This is a genomic window from Ornithobacterium rhinotracheale DSM 15997, from assembly GCF_000265465.1.
GTDB lineage: Bacteria > Bacteroidota > Bacteroidia > Flavobacteriales > Weeksellaceae > Ornithobacterium > Ornithobacterium rhinotracheale.
On the sequence record NC_018016.1, the window covers coordinates 1519975 to 1535000 of the forward strand.

A 15026-nucleotide genomic window follows, 5' to 3' on the forward strand; every position below is an offset into this window, starting at 1 on the left:
GATTTTGCATTTGTTTGAATTTTAGATTAACAAATATATAAAAATAATATGAAAAAAAAAGCCACCTGACAATCAGATGGCTTTTAATTAAATTAATGTAGACCCACAGGGATTCGAACCCCGACAAACGGCACCAAAAACCGGTGTGCTACCGTTACACCATGGGTCTCCGTTTCAACTGGACTGCAAATATAGAACAAAAAATTTAATTACAAAAAAATTATTTAAAATATTTTTCGGCAAGTGTTGTGGCTTCTGGTTTGCCTATGTCTAAAACCTTGGCATTGTGCGCAAAGCCTAAAATATTTTCATCGGTCATTAAATCTAAATAAGATTTCATGATAGAAAATTTGCCCGAAAATCTATTTTTCTCAAAAAATAAAGGAGAAAGCATATGCACTCCACTGAATGCTAAAGATTTGGAGAGGTTCTCTCTGGCAATAATTTCTTGATTGTTCCTCAGATCTCGCCAGCCACACAATCTATTTTGCGTATCAAAAAGCAGTTTTCTAGTACTTTCCCGATCGCTTACCGCTAAACTTGCTAATGCATTGTTTTTTTTGTGAAAATCAATAAGTTGTTTAAGGTTAATGTCGGTTAGGATATCGCTGTTTAAAATTAAAAAATCTTGATTTCCAAGTAAATTTTTTGCTTTGAGTAAGCCGCCTCCTGTTTCAAGCAATTCGTCGGTCTCGTCAGAAATCAGAATTTCCGCCCCAAAGTTGTCGTGCTGTTTTAGGAAATTAAGAATTTGGTCTGAAAAATGGTGGACATTAATAACAAATCGCTGAATCCCAAAAGACTGAGCATACTCAATGTTTCGTTGCAAAAGCGGTTTGCCATTGATGGGGAAAAGTGCTTTGGGAGCCGTGAGTGTAAATGGACGCAGGCGAGTGCCCAAGCCCGCCGCAAAAATCATTGCCGTGATATTATCCATTTTGCCAGTTTTTTGCATCTTGCACGGTGTGTGCGGTTTTCACATCCACATCGTCTGGGTAATTTTCACGCAGATAATCGCTGATGCGATCCGCCGCAAAAACCGAACGATGTTGCCCTCCTGTGCAACCAAAATTAATTTCCAAATTGGTGAAACCTCGAGCGATATAATCTTTTACTGTGATGTCTATTAAGTTCTGAATCAGTTCAATGAATTTTGGCATTTCGGTTTTGGTCAGTAAAAAATCTTTTACGCCTTGGTCTCGCCCCGTTTGTTTTTTGTATTCGTCGATGCGCCCGGGGTTTAGAATCCCACGACAGTCGAAAACGAAGCCACCACCATTCCCAGAAGGATCTTGTGGAATTTCCTCTCGGTACGAAAAACTTCTTACATTTATATTTAATTTATTCATTATAGGGGATTTATGATTTCAGTTTTGTTTAAATTTTTAAAAATATCTTTTAAGGCTAAAGAATTTTTGATTAAATCTAAATTTTGTAATTCTTCTAAGTTTTTGATTCCTAGTGAAATGCTAGATGAGAAATGCTCTTTTTTGTAAATCCAGCCCAAACGACCATACACGCCTAAAACTTGTAAAAGTCTGAGAATTAAACAAGTATTAAATTCGTTTAAAAATGCATTTTTATCAAAATTGGGGATTACTTTTTTAAGCTCAGAAATATAAAAATTCAATAATTTTTGTCTAAGCTCAGGGCTTAAATTAGCTTTAGCTTGCCACAAAAGCGATACCACATCATATGCGCAAGAACCCCGCATGGCACCTTGAAAATCAATGAAGTATATATTTTCGTTGTGAAGCATTACATTTCTGCCTTGCAAATCACGATACATTAAAAATTGATATTTGGCAGTTTCTATTGAATTGGCAAGCGTGTCAAAATCTGAGAGCAATTTGTCTTCGGCATAAACTTGCTGAGACAAATCAAGGAAATAATTTTTAAATCCAAATAAATCTCTGTAAACTAGTGTTTTATCGAATTTTTTGTGCGTGAAAAAATCTTCATCATTGATTAATTCATTGCCCTGAATTTGAAATTTTACTAAATCTTCAAGCGTTTTTTTGTAATAATTTTCTGTTTCAGGTGAATTTTCCAATACATTATTAAGTAATGTTTTGTCGCCTAAATCTTCTTGAAGATAGTAAAATCCTTGGTCAAAGAAAAGAATTTTAGGCACATTCACGGGGATTTGTGCAAGTTTTTGGGCTAAATTTATAAAACATTGATTTTCATGTGTGTCTTTGTTTTTAACTAAGATTAAAGTTTTAAATTCTCCCTCGTCAAAAAACACACGAAAATAAGTTCTGCCCGAGCCCCCTGCATTCATAGGAACTATGTCGCAAACGCTCCCAAAAGTTTTGATTTTTTCTATAATTTCTGCCGAAAGTGGCAAATCTTGCATCATGATAAAAATTCGATTTTAAACGATATTTGGCGTAATTTCTAATTGTGCTGTAGCCACCTTTCGTTGCTTATTAAAGGTATCGAAATAGAAATCAAGTCGCCCAAGATATAAGCCAGCCCAGCCCACTTGGTTCACAATCGTTGGTTCTCCAGCTTTGTTAATGATTTCGGTAGGGTGAGGGAGGAAGGTGTGCGTGTGTCCGCCAATGATTAAATCTATATCTTGAGTTTTGGTAGCAAGTTCACAATCAGAGATTTTAGGTGTGTCATACTTGTACCCAATATGTGAAAGGCAAATGATCATATCACATTTTTTATCTTTTAGGATTCGCGTCATTTCTTGCGAAATTTCGACGGGGTCGAGATATTTGGTTTCTAAATAATTTTCTTTGCTAATGAGTCCTACGGGATCGATTCCTAGTCCGAAAATACCGATTTTCACCCCGCCTTTATTTATGATTTTATATTTTTTGGTTCTTCCGTCCAGAATTGTGTTGGTGAAATCGTAGTTTGAACAAATAAAATCAAAATTTGCATATTTTAGTTGTTTCTCAAATCCAGCCAAGCCATTGTCAAAATCGTGATTTCCCATGGTGGAGGCTTCATATCCCATTTTAGACATGAGTTTAAACTCCAATTCGCCTCCAAAAAAGTTGAAGTATGGTGTTCCTTGGAAAATGTCGCCTGCATCTAGCAACAAAACATTGGGCTCTTCTTTTCTGATTTTATCTATTAATGCTGCACGGCGTGCAAAACCACCTTTGTTGGAATATTTTGGATTTTCCGAAGTTTCAAATGGTTCGATTCTACTATGTTGATCGTTAGTGTGTAGTATAGTGATTTTCTTTGCATTAGACTTTGCCCACGCAGGAATACTCGGTAAAAGTGCAAGTGCGGTGGCAGCAGATGTAGTTGCTAAAAATTTTCTTCTTGAAAGCATGGTCAATAGATTTTAGGGTAAATATCTTGGATTGTTGTTGATTTGTAAAGTGTCGTTTGCCTTAAATTCTTGAATAAAAATATCACGAAGTTTTTCGTTGATATTTACGATTTCTTCGGGCTGAGTTAAGAAAGTCATGCCATCGCCACCTTTTTGCAAATAATCGTTGGTAATCACCCAGTAAGACTTATTCACATCAAATTTGCGATTGTTGCTAAGTATAATGTTTAAATCTGGACCATCAAGCGAAAAGCTTAAACCAGCAATTGGGTGTCCTTTTTTGCGGTGTTCTTTGAGGTAATCAATCATTTTTATAAAATCCTTGCCACTGAGTTTTACCACCACGGCTTCATTTTCAAATGGCATCAGCTCAAAAATACTGCGTACCGTGATGTTTCCAGGCGTAAAAGTTCTGCGGATCCCCCCAGCATTGAGCAAAGCTACATCAATATCGTGATGATATTTTTTTTGAAAAATTTTATTCCCCGCTTCAAGCAGTTGATCGGCAAGGAGGTTGCTCAAATTCGCATTCATTCCTTTATTTAATTCATAAGGATTGTAGGTAAGCACTTGGTCCATCTCTTGGTCAAGTTGCTTTTTATAGGGAGCAATTATTTCGGTAAGCTCAGGGCTTGGGGCATATTCTGCTGTAATGTTGATTTCTTGTTGCGCAACTTCGGGCTGTTTGTAAAGTTGCTTTTGGCAAGCGGTAAACGCGAGAACACTAGCCAATGAAATCACTGAAAATGTGCGTTTTTTCATATTTGTAATTTTCTTGTTTACAAAATTGAAAAAAATATTTGTAATAAAGGCTTTTTTCATGACTAAAAAAATGTAAAGATTTAAAAATGGACACTTAAAGCATTGAGTTAATTTTCTAATTTCTATACTTTTTTAGAGAAGGAGATTTGAATGTTTATATTCTTGTTGAGTGAATTTTTTAATTCATATGTTATAAAGTATGCGAAACAAAAAAACGTAGATGATAGTGTTTTAGAGAAATAATGTTGAGTTGATAGAAATACGCATTGAATTTGACTTGGCAGCAGAGGTCGGGATTGTATAATAAATAAAAAGTATAAAAAAATTTGTAGGGTTAAAAGTTTTTCTTACATTTGCAACCCGATTTTATCCAAAAGTACATAATAATTATTTAAAAATCAAAAAGGTGGATACACTAAGTTATAAAACAATATCAGCAAACAAGCAAACCGCTAATAAGGAGTGGTTGTTGGTAGATGCAGAAGGGCAGTCTCTAGGGCGTTTGGCATCTAAAGTGGCTAAATTACTAAGAGGAAAGCATAAGCCTAATTTTACCCCACATGCAGATTGTGGTGATTATGTAGTAGTCGTAAATGCAGATAAAATCAATTTGACCGGAAATAAATGGTCTGATAAAGTTTACCAAAGATATACTGGGTTCCCAGGAGGGCAAAGAAGTATCTCTGCAAAGCAATTCTTTGCAAAAGATGCAACTGGATTGGTAGAGAAAGCTATTAAAGGTATGCTTCCTAAAAATAAATTGGGAAGAGCAATCCTTAAAAATGTGAAAATTTACGAAGGTGCAGAGCATGAACAAACTGCACAACAACCAAGAACAATAGATATAAACGAATTCAAATAAAATATATGGCTATCACTCATAAAATAGGGCGTAGAAAAACATCTGTTGCTAGAGCCTATATCCAAGAAGGAAAAGGAGAAATCACAATCAATGGTCGTGATTTAGAAACTTATTTTGGTACAGATGTATTAAGATATAAAGTATTGCAACCTTTCGTGATTACTGAGACTGTAGACCAGTACGATGTAAATGTACTAGTACACGGCGGTGGTATTACTGGGCAAGCTGAGGCTATCAGAATGGCTTTATCTCGTGCACTTTGCGAAGTGAACCAAGAGTTTAGAGCGTTGTTGAAACCAGAAGGATTGCTTACTCGTGACCCAAGAATGGTTGAGCGTAAGAAATACGGACAGAAGAAAGCTCGTAAGAGATTCCAATTCTCAAAACGTTAATCAATCTTCTGTTGGAAAAGTATATTTCAATTTTTTGAAGAAAGAATTAGTTTGCTTAGTCTTCGTGCTAGGCAAACTTTTCCTATTTAAATTAATGAATGTTTTTTCCAAATTCAAATTAAACAATTATAATTAAAATAAAACAAAAGCCGGTTAGTTTAGCATCCAAATGCAGCGGGCGATTGATGTAAAGTCATGACCACCACTGGATTGATTGCTGATTAGCGGAAAGTAAACTAATTTAAAACAATTAAAAAATGGCAAAAAAAAGCGTAAAAGAATTGCTAGAAGCTGGTGTTCACTTTGGACACTTAACTAGAAAATGGAATCCTAACATGGCTCCTTACATCTTCATGGAGAAAAACGGAATCCACATCATCGATCTTCACAAAACAGCTGTAAAATTAGAAGATGCTTGCAACGCACTTCAACAAATGGCTTCTTCAGGAAGAAAAATTTTGTTTGTAGCTACTAAAAAGCAAGCTAAAGACATCGTTTCTAAATACTCTGCAGAGGTAAACATGCCTTACATCACTGAGCGTTGGCCTGGTGGAATGTTAACAAACTTTGTTACCATTCGTAAAGCTGTGAAAAAGATGAACTCTATCGATAAAATGAAGAAAGATGGTACTTTCGAAAGTTTATCTAAAAAAGAGAGATTACAAGTAGATCGTCAAAGAGCTAAATTAGAAAAAGATTTAGGTTCTATCGCTGACATGACTCGTATTCCTTCAGCTTTATTCGTTGTGGATATCGTAAACGAGCACATTGCGATTAAAGAAGCTCAAAAATTGAACATTCCTGTATTTGCTATGGTGGATACTAACTCTGATCCTAGAGAAGTAGATTTCCCAATCCCAGCAAACGATGATGCTACAAAATCTATTGAAATCATTATGCAGACTGTTACAGATGCAATCAAAGAAGGTTTATCTGTAAGAAAAGCTGAGAAAGAAAAAGCAAAACAAAACAAAGACGGAGATACAGAAACTTCTAACGAAGAAGAATAATTTTTAATGTTTATTTAAACTTTAAATAATTATAAAATAGTACATTCGTATAACAAATTTTAAAATATAAAACATGGCATATCAAGTAAAAGCTGCTGAAGTAAGCAAATTAAGAAACGAAACTGGAGCTGGTATGATGGACTGTAAAAAAGCCCTAGTAGAAGCAGAAGGTGATTTTGATAAAGCAATTGAACTCCTTAGAAAAAAAGGACAAAAAGTAGCTGCAAAAAGAGCTGACAGAGAAACCTCTGAAGGTGCTGTTATCGCTGCTACAAATGCAGACAACACTAAAGGTGCAATCGTAGCTTTAGGTTGTGAAACTGATTTCGTTGCTAAAGGAGAAGGTTTCGTAGCTTTGGCTAAAGAGTTTGCTAACCACGCACTTAATTTCTCTTCTAAAGAAGATTTCCTTGCATCTGAAATGGGAGGAATGACTGTAGCTGATAAATTAACTGAGCAAACTGGTGTAATCGGTGAAAAATTAGATATCAAATTCTTCGAAACATTAGAAGCTCCATTTGTAGGTTCTTATATCCACAACGGAAACAAAATTGCTGCTCTTGTAGGTCTTAGCGAAAGCTTTGATAACGCTGCAGAAGTTGCAAAAAATGTTTCTATGCAAGTAGCTGCTATGAATCCAATTGCATTAGATGAATCTAAAGTAGATCAGGCAGTTATCGACAAAGAAGTAGAAATTGCTAAAGAGCAATTAAGACAAGAAGGTAAACCAGAAGCTATGTTAGACAACATCGCTAAAGGTAAACTAAACAAATTCTTTAAAGAAACTACACTTGTAAACCAAGAATATATCATGGGAGACAAAGTTTCTGTAAAAGATTATGTAAATTCAGAAAAAGCTGGTGTTACAATCGTAGATTTCGTAAGAGTAGCGATCTAATTTGCACATAGAAAAAATAATTTTCTAATTTTTTATAATACTAAAGAGGCTGAAATTTCGTTTTCAGCCTCTTTTTTTTATTTTTGTGTTTATGAATTCAAAGAATCTTGTGGTAATTGTAGGCCCTACGGCTATTGGAAAAACAGCAACAGCCATTGCACTTGCCAAGCATTTTAATACAGAAATCATTTCAAGTGATAGTAGGCAGTTTTTCAAAGAAATGTGCATAGGTACAGCCGTCCCTAGTCCAGATGAATTGTCGCAGGTTAAGCATCATTTTATTCAGCAGTTGAATATTCATGAGGACTATTCAGTAGGGGATTTTGAGCGAGATGCGATCGAATTTATAACTGAATATTTTCAAAAAAACGATTTTTTGATTATGGCAGGAGGTTCTGGTTTGTATGAAAAAGCCATTACGCAAGGGCTCGATGATTTTCCAGATATTCCACCAAGTGTGCGAGAGCAATTAAATTCTGATTTGAATGAAAAAGGACTAGATTTTTTACAAAATGAATTAAAAAATAAAGATTTAGCCTATTTTGAGAAAGTGGACACTCAAAATCCACATCGTGTGATTCGTGCGTTGGAGGTTATTCGCCATACGGGGAAAGCCTACTCAGGTTTTTTAGCCAAAAATCAATCAAAAAGGAATTTTAATATCATAAAAATCGGGCTTACTTTATCTCGAGAGGAAATTTATGACCGAATCAATCGTAGAGTGGATATTATGATTGAAAATGGATTGCTCGAAGAAGCTAAAAATCTTTATAAATTTAAAAATTTGAACGCCTTAAACACCGTGGGCTACAAAGAATTATTCCATTATTTTGACGGAGAAATTTCTCTGGACTTTGCCATTGAGGAAATCAAGAAAAATACGAGAAGATTTGCCAAAAGGCAACTTACTTGGTACCGAAAAGATGAAAATATTAGGTGGTTTGCCCCCAATGAAATTGAACAAATAATCGCTTATATAAATTCTGAAATACAATGATTTTTTGCTGATAATTAACATATTTATCAATTTTTAATTGTATTTAAATGTTTGAAATTCAGAAAATTGATTGGAAATGTGAATTTTTGTGATTAATTATTTTCATTTTCTTTTTTTCGAAATAATTTTTAATTTATATATTGCGAAAATAATTAAAATCCTATGTCGAAGAAAAAGTATGAATTGGAGGTGCCGGTACAAGCCTCGCCAAGTTTTTTATACAATTATATATCAACACCATCGGGGCTTTCCGAGTGGTTTGCCGATAATGTAAACTCAAGAAGCGATAAATTCACTTTTATTTGGGACGATTATGAGGAAGTAGCTCATTTAATTCGTTCTAAATTCGATGAATATGTGCGTTTTCGTTGGGAACACGACGAGGATTCAAAATATTATTTTGAGCTAAAAATCCAAGAAGATGAATTAACGGGAGATGTTTCGTTGATTGTAACGGATTTTGCCGAAGAAGATGAATTAGACGAGGCTAAAGATTTATGGGCTAGTCAATTAGAAGATTTAAAACATATTATAGGTTCTTAACCTAAAAATACAATTATGATTAATTTTAACGGGAATATCATTGAAGCATCTGAGGCTCAGCTAGATTTAAACAATGATTTCTTTCAAAATGGGCTCATCATTACAGAAAAATTGTTGGTGATCTCGCACAAGATTTTGTTTGCAGAGTTACATTATTTCAATTTAATGGCAGCGATGCGCATGAGCCGTATCGAAATTCCTTTGAGTTTTACGCCAGAATTCTTTGAAAATCAAATTAATAATTTGTTAGAAGAATTTCCTCAAGAAAATTTAGGAATAAGATTCGATGTTTTATACCACAAAAACAAAATCAATTTTACTGTAAGAGCACACGAAATTCAGGATTTATATCGTTTTGAGGATTACCCGATGGATTTGTATCGTGAGTCTTTTGTCCCAAACACATTTTTCGATAGAATTAATTTCTTAAATCCCGTAAATCATATTTTAGACATTTATTGCCAAGAAAACGATTTTGCAGATTTATTACTTCAAAATGACAAAAAAGAATTGGCAAGAAGTTTAAAAGGAAGCATTTTTGTTATCAAAGGGACAACAATTTCTACGCCTTCCATAGAAGATGGGGCTAAATCAAGCGTTTTGAGAAACAAAATTTTAGATACTGCTAAAAAATTACCCGAATTTGATGAAGTGCAAGAGGGGAGTGTTTTCCCGTTTGCTGTTACAAAAGCCGACGAAGTTTTTGTGGCAATTGACGGAGAGGGAATCGTTTCATTGAAAAGCTTTAAGAAAACACAGTTTTCAAACGAATATACACAGAGTATTGTTAATCAATTATTTGGTTTAAGCTAAAGTATTATGGAACAAGATTTAAGCGACTACAGAAAAAGCTACGAGAAGTTTCAATTGATTGAAAGTGAGGTTTCTGATAACCCAATGGAGCTTTTCAGAGATTGGTTTTATGTGGCAGATAATGAAGAGAAAATCAGTGAGGCAAATGCCATGAGTGTGGCAACGATGGGGCTAGATGGTTTTCCGAAAACGCGTGTAGTTTTGCTTAAAAAATTCACTCACGAAGGATTCATTTTTTATACCAATTACGATAGCGAAAAGGGAAAAGCAATCGCTGCGAACAATAAAATTTGCTTATCGTTTTTTTGGCCAGTGCTTGAACGACAAATAATCATCAAAGGTGAAGCAGAAAAATTACCTGAAAATCTGTCTGATGGCTATTTCGAGTCGAGACCAAAACAAAGCCAAATTAGTGCAATTGTGTCGCCACAAAGTTCGGTGGTGCCCAATCGCGATTTTTTAGAAAATAAAGTAAGAGAAATTGAGATGCAATATCAAGATGATTTGCACCGGCCAGAAAATTGGGGAGGCTACTTGGTGCGACCTGTGAGCATGGAATTTTGGCAGGGCAGGGCAAACCGCCTGCACGACAGGCTTCGCTATACTTTGCAAGAAGATTTTGATTGGAAAATAGAAAGATTAGCACCATAAATTATTTTGGTTTAAAATTTGATATAGAACTTTAAATCAAAAAGAATAATAAAATGAGCGAAGAAAATAAAAACCAAGAACAAAAAACAGAAGAATTTTATATAAAATTAAAGGAAGAATTAAATAAAGTTGAAGAATTTCCAAAAGATTTTACATACAAATTCATTCTCCCGACCGATAATCAAAAAATCGCAGAGCTTAAAAAAGTGTTTGATGGTGCTAGAGCACAATTCCAAAACCGCGAATCTAAAAATGGAAAATATACAAGTATCACAGCGGTGATTTATGCGCTAGATGCAGATCAAGTCATTCATTACTATAAAAAAGCAGGGGAAATAGAAGGCATCATAATGCTATAAATTCATAATTATTAATTTTTTTAAGAAGCTTCAATCCATTTGGATTGAAGCTTTTTTTATAGATTTATTCTTTTAATCCAAAAATCAATCAAAAAATATTGAAATTCACAATTTTCAAAATTGGTCAGAGATTTCGTTCTCAATAATAATTCGTAAATTTGCGCCTCAAATTTCTACATGGAAAACGATAGCATTCAAATATACGGAGCACGAGAACACAATCTCAAAAACTTAAATCTAGAAATTCCGCGAGATCAGTTAGTAGTTTTTACGGGACTGAGCGGTAGCGGAAAATCTTCTTTGGCTTTCGATACGATTTATGCCGAAGGTCAGCGCCGTTACATCGAAACTTTTTCAGCCTATGCACGCCAACTTTTAGGCGGAATGGAGCGTCCTGATGTTGATAAAATCGACGGACTGTCTCCTGTGGTGGCGATTGAACAAAAAACGACTTCCAAAAGTCCGCGTTCTACGGTGGGCACAATTACCGAAGTGTATGATTTTTTGCGTTTGCTTTTTGCCCGAGCTTCTACGGCATATTCTTATGTTACGGGCGAGAAAATGGTAAGTTACACCGATGATGAAATCAAAGAATTGCTCAGAGAAAAATACGATAACAAGAAAATTGCGATTTTGGCACCCGTGGTGCGAACTCGTAAAGGGCATTATCGCGAATTGTTTGAGCAAATCGGCAAGCGAGGTTTTGTGCAAGTGCGCGTAGATGGCGAAATTCGTGACATTGAGCCAGGCATGAAACTCGATCGCTACAAAAATCACGACATCGAAATTGTGGTAGATAAACTATTATTAAATGATGAAACTACCAATGAAAGATTGCAGTTGAGCCTTGAAACAGCAATGTCACAAGGTGAAAATGTCATGATGGTTTATGATTACGACAAAAACGAAGTCAAATATTTTAGCCGAGAAATGATGTGTCCTACATCGGGAATTTCGTATCCTAAGCCAGAGCCAAATACATTTTCGTTCAATTCACCAAAAGGGGCGTGTCCTACTTGCAATGGACTAGGGACTGTAAAAACCATACAGCCCAATAGCGTAATTCCAGACCCGAGTTTAAGTTTAGCCAAAGGTGCCATTGCTCCGATGGAAGATATTAAGCATAAAAAATATTTCAATCAGCAAATAGCATACATTTTAGCAAAGTTTGAAGAAGATGACAAAACGCCTTTTCAAGATTTAAGCGAAGAAACAAAAGATGCTATCTTGTACGGTAGAGTAGAGGAGGTAGAAATTGAGCTTAAAGCATCAAAAGTTAAAAAGAAATTTAGCATAGATTTCGAAGGTGTGATTCCGTATCTTGAACGAATCATCAACGATAAAGAAAATACAAAATCTTCTGGTTTAGAAAAAAGATATGCCGAGGCTACACCGTGCCCTACTTGCGAGGGAACAAGATTAAAGAAAGAATCGCTTTATTTCAAAATCGATGAAAAAAACATCGCAGAAGTTTCGGCGATGGATTTAGAAAATCTACACGAGTGGATTCAATCTTTGCCTAAAAAACTTGGGAAAAGCGAGAAAGAAATTGCCAAAGAGATTTTAAAAGAAATTGAAACGCGTATAGCATTCTTATTGGATGTTGGACTTAATTATTTAAGTCTAAACAGAAGTTCCAAAAGTTTGTCTGGAGGAGAGGCACAGCGGATTCGTTTGGCTACTCAAATTGGGACACAGCTCGTGAATGTTTTGTATATTTTAGATGAGCCTTCAATTGGATTGCACCCGCGCGACAATCAAAAATTAATTCATTCTTTAGAAAATCTTCGGGATATTGGGAATTCAGTCATTGTGGTAGAACATGACGAGGAAATGATTATGGCGTCAGATTATGTGGTGGATATCGGTCCATATGCAGGGAAACGAGGTGGGAGAATTGTGTGGCAAGGAAAACCAAGCGAATTGAAGAACGCTAAAACGCTCACCGCCGATTACATCAACCAAATTAAAAAAATCGAAATCCCAAAAGAGCCACGCAAAGGTTCGGGCGATTTTTTAGAGTTAAAGGGCGCAAGTGGAAATAATTTAAAAAATGTAGATATAAAAATTCCACTCGGTACATTAACGGTGGTTACGGGTGTTTCGGGGAGCGGAAAATCTACGCTCATCAACGAAACCTTATACCGAATTTTAAATCAAAAAATCTATCATGCTATTCAAAAGCCAATGCCTTATAAGGAAATCAATGGTTTAGAACATGTAGATAAAGTCATTGATATCGATCAGTCACCGATTGGGCGCACACCGCGAAGCAATCCAGCCACATATACAGGTGTATTTTCAGACATTCGTGCATTGTTTTCAAATCTTCCCGAAGCAAAAATTCGAGGCTACAAGCCAGGAAGATTTTCATTTAATGTAAAAGGTGGTAGATGCGAAACCTGCCAAGGAGCAGGATTAAGACAAATCGAGATGAACTTCTTGCCAGATATCTATGTCCCGTGCGAAACTTGTCATGGCAAGAGATTCAATCGTGAAACTCTGGAGGTAAGATATAAAGGTAAATCCATTTCTGATGTTTTGGATATGACTATTGATGAAGCTGTGGAGTTTTTCCAGCCAATTCCTAAAATCTATCAAAAAGTAAAAATGTTGCAAGAAGTTGGTTTAGGCTATATCACCTTAGGGCAGCAATCGACTACATTAAGTGGTGGGGAAGCTCAGCGAATTAAGCTAGCCACGGAGTTGAGCAAAAAACAAACAGGAAAAACGGTATATATATTAGACGAACCTACGACGGGCTTGCATTTTGAGGATATACGAGTTTTGATGAATGTAATACAGCGATTGGTAGATTTAGGCAATACCATAATTATTATAGAACATAATATAGATGTCATTCGTATGGCAGACTATATAATAGATATAGGACCAGAAGGAGGAGTAAAAGGCGGAACCGTCGTAGCACAAGGCACGCCCAATGAGATAAAAAAATCGAAGAAGAGTATTACAGCACAATTTATATAACTAAAAAGAGAGTTTTTAAGCTCTCTTTTTTGTATAATAACTATATATAAGTATTCCAAAATATACACATGCCCTCTAATAAATCATCTCAATAGAGCCATTATCTCTAGAAGATGATAAAAAACTTCAAATTGTAAATTAAAGAAAAACAGCTAATTGCGAAAAATATGTAAAAAACACACGAAAAAAGTGGATAAAAAATTTGGAGGGGAAGGTAGGAAGTACCTATATTTGCACTCCTTTTGAAACAGAAAGGCTTGTTCATTGAAAGAAAGAAATTGAAAAAAAACAAAAAAAAAGAAATATTTTTTTGGAGGATAAGAAAAAGATGTTATCTTTGCAGTCCGTTTCGATTTCAGGGTGGTTCGGTGGCAAAAAAAAACTTCAAAAAAGTTTTGGTAGGAAATAAAAAGTTACTATATTTGCACCCGCTTTCAGAAATGAGGCGAGAAAGATAGAGAAGTTCATTAAGATTAAAAGATAGAAGAAAAATAAAAGCCAAGTGTCAATTCGATGAGTTATCAGGAGGTGGACTTTGAGCGTTATAATTACAAAATTTAAGGAATTACAACGGAGAGTTTGATCCTGGCTCAGGATGAACGCTAGCGGGAGGCTTAACACATGCAAGTCGAGGGAGAATTAATTTTCGGATTAAGGAAACCGGCGCACGGGTGCGTAACGCGTATGCAACTTGCCCTTATCAGGAGGATAGCCCGGGGAAACTCGGATTAATACTCCATAAGATTTTGATTGGCATCGATTAAAATTGAAAGATTTATTGGATAAGGATAGGCATGCGTCAGATTAGTTAGTTGGTAGTGTAACGGACTACCAAGGCGATGATCTGTAGGGGTCCTGAGAGGGTGAACCCCCACACTGGTACTGAGACACGGACCAGACTCCTACGGGAGGCAGCAGTGAGGAATATTGGACAATGGAGGGAACTCTGATCCAGCCATCCCGCGTGCAGGAAGACGGCCCTATGGGTTGTAAACTGCTTTTGTATGGGGATAAATCTACCTACGTGTAGGTAGTTGAAGGTACCATACGAATAAGCATCGGCTAACTCCGTGCCAGCAGCCGCGGTAATACGGAGGATGCAAGCGTTATCCGGATTCATTGGGTTTAAAGGGTCCGTAGGCGGGCTGATAAGTCAGTGGTGAAATTTTGTCGCTCAACGATAAAACTGCCATTGATACTGTTAGTCTTGAGTGATATTGAAGTAGCTGGAATGTGTAGTGTAGCGGTGAAATGCATAGATATTACACAGAACACCGATTGCGAAGGCAGGTTACTAAGTATTAACTGACGCTGAAGGACGAAAGCGTGGGGAGCGAACAGGATTAGATACCCTGGTAGTCCACGCAGTAAACGATGCTAACTCGTTTTCGGGGAGTGATCTTCGGAGACCAAGCGAAAGTGATAAGTTAGCCACCTGGGGAGTACGTTC

At 36.0% G+C, this 15026-nt stretch carries 15 protein-coding genes, 1 tRNA gene and 1 rRNA gene (1 of these 17 running past the window's edge); 11 read left to right on the forward strand and 6 right to left on the reverse strand.

The window, feature by feature from the left end:
* Positions 1-98 precede the first annotated feature (98 nt).
* From ORNRH_RS07175 to ORNRH_RS07200, 6 genes are all read right to left on the reverse strand, one after another.
* Positions 99-169: transfer RNA gene (locus ORNRH_RS07175), tRNA-Gln, on the reverse strand.
* Between the two features lie 51 nt (positions 170-220).
* Complete coding sequence (locus ORNRH_RS07180) at positions 221-928, reverse strand: nucleotidyltransferase family protein (RefSeq protein ID WP_036601377.1); 708 nt, start codon at positions 926-928, stop codon at positions 221-223.
* Between the two features lies 1 nt (position 929).
* Positions 930-1349, reverse strand: a complete 420-nt coding sequence (locus ORNRH_RS07185) for a RapZ C-terminal domain-containing protein (protein ID WP_036601125.1) — start codon at positions 1347-1349, stop codon at positions 930-932.
* A complete protein-coding gene (locus ORNRH_RS07190; protein WP_036601124.1) occupies positions 1349-2362 on the reverse strand; it encodes an aminoglycoside phosphotransferase family protein in 1014 nt (337 codons plus the stop codon). The genes ORNRH_RS07185 and ORNRH_RS07190 overlap by 1 nt, the downstream gene beginning before the upstream one ends.
* Before the next feature lie 15 nt (positions 2363-2377).
* Positions 2378-3301 (reverse strand): bifunctional metallophosphatase/5'-nucleotidase, encoded by a 924-nt coding sequence (locus ORNRH_RS07195; RefSeq protein WP_014791222.1) that lies wholly within the window; start codon positions 3299-3301, stop codon positions 2378-2380.
* A 12-nt stretch (positions 3302-3313) separates the two neighbouring features.
* Entirely contained in the window at positions 3314-4063 is a 750-nt protein-coding gene (locus tag ORNRH_RS07200) for a 5'-nucleotidase C-terminal domain-containing protein (protein WP_014791223.1), read from the reverse strand.
* A gap of 406 nt (positions 4064-4469) precedes the next feature.
* Here ORNRH_RS07200 and rplM point away from each other — a divergent pair, with 406 nt between their 5' ends.
* The 11 genes from rplM to ORNRH_RS07260 all read left to right on the forward strand — a co-directional run.
* Positions 4470-4925 (forward strand): 50S ribosomal protein L13, encoded by a 456-nt coding sequence (rplM, locus tag ORNRH_RS07205; RefSeq protein WP_014791224.1) that lies wholly within the window; start codon positions 4470-4472, stop codon positions 4923-4925.
* 5 nt (positions 4926-4930) lie between these two features.
* Complete coding sequence (gene rpsI / locus ORNRH_RS07210; RefSeq protein ID WP_014791225.1) at positions 4931-5317, forward strand: 30S ribosomal protein S9; 387 nt, start codon at positions 4931-4933, stop codon at positions 5315-5317.
* Positions 5318-5574: 257 nt separating this feature from the next.
* The gene (rpsB, locus tag ORNRH_RS07215) at positions 5575-6327 is read left to right on the forward strand and encodes a 30S ribosomal protein S2 (RefSeq protein ID WP_014791226.1); all 753 of its coding nucleotides are present in this window, start codon (positions 5575-5577) and stop codon (positions 6325-6327) included.
* A gap of 73 nt (positions 6328-6400) precedes the next feature.
* Positions 6401-7225, forward strand: a complete 825-nt coding sequence (gene tsf, locus ORNRH_RS07220) for a translation elongation factor Ts (protein ID WP_014791227.1) — start codon at positions 6401-6403, stop codon at positions 7223-7225.
* 91 nt (positions 7226-7316) lie between these two features.
* Positions 7317-8222, forward strand: a complete 906-nt coding sequence (miaA, locus tag ORNRH_RS07225; protein ID WP_036601122.1) for a tRNA (adenosine(37)-N6)-dimethylallyltransferase MiaA — start codon at positions 7317-7319, stop codon at positions 8220-8222.
* Positions 8223-8384: 162 nt separating this feature from the next.
* Positions 8385-8765, forward strand: a complete 381-nt coding sequence (locus ORNRH_RS07230; protein ID WP_014791229.1) for an START-like domain-containing protein — start codon at positions 8385-8387, stop codon at positions 8763-8765.
* Positions 8766-8780: 15 nt separating this feature from the next.
* Positions 8781-9578 (forward strand): aminotransferase class IV, encoded by a 798-nt coding sequence (locus tag ORNRH_RS07235; RefSeq protein WP_014791230.1) that lies wholly within the window; start codon positions 8781-8783, stop codon positions 9576-9578.
* 6 nt (positions 9579-9584) lie between these two features.
* Positions 9585-10229, forward strand: a complete 645-nt coding sequence (gene pdxH, locus ORNRH_RS07240; RefSeq protein ID WP_014791231.1) for a pyridoxamine 5'-phosphate oxidase — start codon at positions 9585-9587, stop codon at positions 10227-10229.
* Positions 10230-10282: 53 nt separating this feature from the next.
* Positions 10283-10588 carry a DUF493 family protein gene (locus ORNRH_RS07245; protein WP_014791232.1) on the forward strand — a complete coding sequence of 102 codons (306 nt, stop codon included), beginning with the start codon at positions 10283-10285 and terminating at the stop codon, positions 10586-10588.
* A gap of 177 nt (positions 10589-10765) precedes the next feature.
* On the forward strand, positions 10766-13576 hold the full coding sequence (uvrA, locus tag ORNRH_RS07250) for an excinuclease ABC subunit UvrA (protein WP_014791233.1): 2811 nt from the start codon (positions 10766-10768) through the stop codon (positions 13574-13576).
* A gap of 567 nt (positions 13577-14143) precedes the next feature.
* Positions 14144-15026 (forward strand): 16S ribosomal RNA (locus tag ORNRH_RS07260); it runs 634 nt beyond the window's last position.

What these genes read in the sequence shown, in the direction of transcription:
- ORNRH_RS07190 (WP_036601124.1), bottom strand. Translation starts at nt 2,362, where the DNA reads ATGATGCAAGATTTGCCACTTTCGGCAGAAATTATAGAAAAAATCAAA.
- ORNRH_RS07185 (WP_036601125.1), bottom strand. Translation starts at nt 1,349, where the DNA reads ATGAATAAATTAAATATAAATGTAAGAAGTTTTTCGTACCGAGAGGAA.
- pdxH (WP_014791231.1), top strand. Translation starts at nt 9,585, where the DNA reads ATGGAACAAGATTTAAGCGACTACAGAAAAAGCTACGAGAAGTTTCAA.
- rpsI (WP_014791225.1), top strand. Translation starts at nt 4,931, where the DNA reads ATGGCTATCACTCATAAAATAGGGCGTAGAAAAACATCTGTTGCTAGA.
- ORNRH_RS07200 (WP_014791223.1), bottom strand. Translation starts at nt 4,063, where the DNA reads ATGAAAAAACGCACATTTTCAGTGATTTCATTGGCTAGTGTTCTCGCG.
- uvrA (WP_014791233.1), top strand. Translation starts at nt 10,766, where the DNA reads ATGGAAAACGATAGCATTCAAATATACGGAGCACGAGAACACAATCTC.
- miaA (WP_036601122.1), top strand. Translation starts at nt 7,317, where the DNA reads ATGAATTCAAAGAATCTTGTGGTAATTGTAGGCCCTACGGCTATTGGA.
- ORNRH_RS07230 (WP_014791229.1), top strand. Translation starts at nt 8,385, where the DNA reads ATGTCGAAGAAAAAGTATGAATTGGAGGTGCCGGTACAAGCCTCGCCA.
- ORNRH_RS07195 (WP_014791222.1), bottom strand. Translation starts at nt 3,301, where the DNA reads ATGCTTTCAAGAAGAAAATTTTTAGCAACTACATCTGCTGCCACCGCA.
- tsf (WP_014791227.1), top strand. Translation starts at nt 6,401, where the DNA reads ATGGCATATCAAGTAAAAGCTGCTGAAGTAAGCAAATTAAGAAACGAA.
- ORNRH_RS07235 (WP_014791230.1), top strand. Translation starts at nt 8,781, where the DNA reads ATGATTAATTTTAACGGGAATATCATTGAAGCATCTGAGGCTCAGCTA.
- ORNRH_RS07245 (WP_014791232.1), top strand. Translation starts at nt 10,283, where the DNA reads ATGAGCGAAGAAAATAAAAACCAAGAACAAAAAACAGAAGAATTTTAT.
- rpsB (WP_014791226.1), top strand. Translation starts at nt 5,575, where the DNA reads ATGGCAAAAAAAAGCGTAAAAGAATTGCTAGAAGCTGGTGTTCACTTT.